The organism is bacterium, assembly GCA_030654305.1.
Classification (GTDB): domain Bacteria; phylum Krumholzibacteriota; class Krumholzibacteriia; order LZORAL124-64-63; family LZORAL124-64-63; genus PNOJ01.
In genome coordinates, this window is record JAURXS010000097.1 from 1 (window position 1) to 3,189 (window position 3,189).

The following is a 3,189-nucleotide window of genomic DNA, read 5'->3' on the forward strand; positions in this document are numbered from 1 at the left end:
GCGCTGCGACGACTGCATCGCCTACCACACGATCCGCTGCGTCGAGCTGGGCGTGAGCAAGGCCGAGATCCTGGAGATCTTCGACGTGGGCCTGATCGTGGGCGGGTCGATCGTCGTCCCGCACCTGCGCCGGGCCCACGAACTGCTGGCGGAGCTGTTGGACGCGAAGGCGGCGGACGATTGAACCTGTTGATTTTCCGTTAATTGCCGGATCGTGACGATTTCGGGAACATTTTGCGTGTATCCTGATCCCTATCCGATCCCTGAAGGGGCCCGGTCCCGGTGGGCGCGCCGCGCGCGCACCCCTTGGACCGTTCGCCCTTGCACCCCTGTCAGGAGGCTGCCATGTCCCGGAAGCTCACGCTCATCGCCCTGTGCGGCGGTCTGCTGTTCGCCCTGGCCGGTGCGGCGAACGCAGGCGACGGCACGCCGCAGTTCGCCCGCATCGACGCCGCCCTCGATGCCGGCGCCCTCGACGCCGAGCAAGCCCTGCTCTATAAATTCTTCTACGTCTTCGACCAGGAGAAGCTGCCGGCGGACTACCGGCCCGAGACCGCGGGCCCGATCAAGTGCGCCACGCCGCTGATCATCGAGTTCGAGAGCCTGCGCGGCCGCCTGTCCGCGCGCACCGTCACGGCCATCGACGCCATGCTGGAGCAGCCGGCCGGCGACAAGGCCCTCTACGTCAGCCCCTCGGGCCGCTTCCAGTTCACGTACCTCACGACCGGCACCAACGCCGTGCCGACGACCGACACGACCCCGGCCAACGGCATCCCCGATTTCGTCGAGCGCTGCGCGACCTACATGGACACGTCCTGGACCACGGAGATCACCAACCTCCACTTCACCGCGCCGCCGCTGGCTCCCTATTACGCGGTCAGCTTCGAGAACATGTCGGCCTACGGCTACACCACCGTGGTGTCCGGCACGCGCACGCGCATCGTCCTGGAGAACAACTACGTCGGCTTCCCGGCGAACGACGACCCCGACGGCGACGCGCTCGGCGCCGCGAAGGTGACCTGCGCCCACGAGTTCAAGCACGCCTCGCAGCGCGCCACTTCGCTGTGGACCGAGGGCGGCTGGGTCGAACTGGACGCCACCTGGGCCGAGGACGTCGTGTACGACGCCACGAACGACTTCTACAACTACCTGCCGGTCGGCAGCGGCATCACCGACCCGACCAGCCCGCTGGACACCGGCGGCACCGGCTCCTACGAGGACTGCATCTGGCAGACCGTGATGAGCGAGACCTGGGGCAACCAGATCATCGTCGACTTCTGGGCCTGGCGCGCCCTGAACACGTCCCAGTCGGTGATGGACTCCTACAGCGCCATCCTGTCGATGAACGGCTCGTCGCTGGGCGCGTTCTTCGCCAAGTACGCGGCCTGGAACTTCGCGACGCGGGTCAAGGCCATCCCCGGCATCGGCTACAGCGAGGCGGCCTCGTTCCCCAACAGCGTGGTCACCGCCGGCAGCGCCTACCCGTACGTCGCCGCCGGCACGATCAGCCACCTGTCGGCCAAGCCGTTCTACCTCACCGGTTTCACGGCCGGCGAGGCCGGGCAGCTGCGCGTCCAGTTCGACGGCGGGAACCTGGTCGAGTTCGGCCTGGTCGCCGTGATCAAGAAGAACGACGGCTCGGGCGTGCTCGAGACCATCCCCCTGAACCCGGCGACCCAGTCGGCGAACTACCTGCTGAGCGTGCCCCTGGCCCAGATCGCCTCGGTCGGCCTGGTCTTCTCCAACACCGACGTCGGCGCCGACAACGCGACCTGGAGCCTCACGGTCAGCAAGCAGCTGCCCGCCGCGGCGCTGCAGGTCAGCCCCACGAACGTCGCGATCACCCTCGCCCCCGATGTCATCGACACCGACGCCGTCCAGCTCACGAACGTCGGCCTGGCCGGTTCCGTCCTGGACTACACGGTCCACGTCATGGACCAGGCGCCGGTGCTCAAGTCGGTGCGGCCGATCCGCGCCGTCGCCGCTGCGGGCCGCAGCGTTCCCGAGCCGAGCCGAGCCGACCTGATCAGCGCCCTGCGCTACGCGGGCGACTGCGTCTTGGGCAACGACGACATCGCGGGCATCCAGGTCTACTACGGTAGCTGGTGGTACGGCTTTGAGACCTACGCCACCCGCATCGACCCGGCCGACTACGCCTGCGCCTGCAACCCCGGCTTCAACGTGCGGGCCGTCCACATGATGCTCTACCTGGAGACGACCTCCGCACCCCAGGTCCAGGTGCACCTGGCCGCGGCGGGCGCCGACTGCACGGCCCCCGGCGCCATCCTGGACAGCAGCGGCGTGATGTCCATCTCCGGCATCGCCGCCAACGGCTACTACGACGTCGAGGTGGCCTGCGACTTCGCATGCCAGGACATGTCGGGCTCGTACTTCCTGCTGTTCGAATTCCTGGACTCCGCGGGCCCCGTGGGCATCGTCGTCGACTCCACGCCCCAGGCCTGCGTGAACTACAACGACTGGGGCGAGGGCTTCGTCGACGTGGTCAGCGGGTACGCCTTCGCCGGCGACTGGCTGATCTGGGCCGACGTCGACTGCTGCGGCGTGCCGACGCCCGAGGTCTCGGTCCTGTCGCCGAACGGCGGCGAGATCCTGCAGATCGGCGACAGCGCCACGATCACCTGGGCCGCGACCGTGATGACCGAGGTCAAGCTCGAGGTCAGCCACAACGGCGGCGGCGTCTGGGACGTCCTGCTGGCCAGCACGCCCAACGACGGCACCGAGACGCTGACCGTCGGCGGTCCCGCCTCCCAGAACGTCCTGATCCGCGTCAGCAGCCTGGACAACCTGTACAGCGACGTCAGCGACGCTCCGTTCTGGATCTACCAGACGGCGCCCTGGCTGACGGTGATGCCGGAGACCGGCTCGCTCGTCCAGAACGGGTCCGACCAGCTGAACCTGCTGTTCGACACCACGGGCCTGGTCGACGGCGATTACCACGCCTACCTCGTGATCGCCAGCAACACCGCCTCGTCGCCGGACGTGGTGCCCGTCGTGCTGACGGTGTTCGACCCGAACACGGGCGCCGGGGACGCGCCGCGCGTCTTCCGCCTGGACGGCAACGTGCCCAACCCCTTCAACCCCATGACCACGGTCTCCTTCAGCCTGGCGACGGCCGGCCGCGCGACGGTCGACGTGCTGGACCTGCAGGGCCGCGTGATCCGCACCCTG

General features: G+C 68.5%; 2 protein-coding genes. Both read left to right on the forward strand.

Translation table 11 applies throughout. From position 1 onward, the window contains the following. A partial coding sequence (locus Q7W29_02670) for a carboxymuconolactone decarboxylase family protein (protein ID MDO9170714.1) occupies positions 1-184 on the forward strand: 184 nt, incomplete at its 5' end. A gap of 161 nt (positions 185-345) precedes the next feature. Then, positions 346-3,189: hypothetical protein (locus tag Q7W29_02675; GenBank protein ID MDO9170715.1), on the forward strand; the 2,844-nt coding region annotated here is incomplete at its 3' end.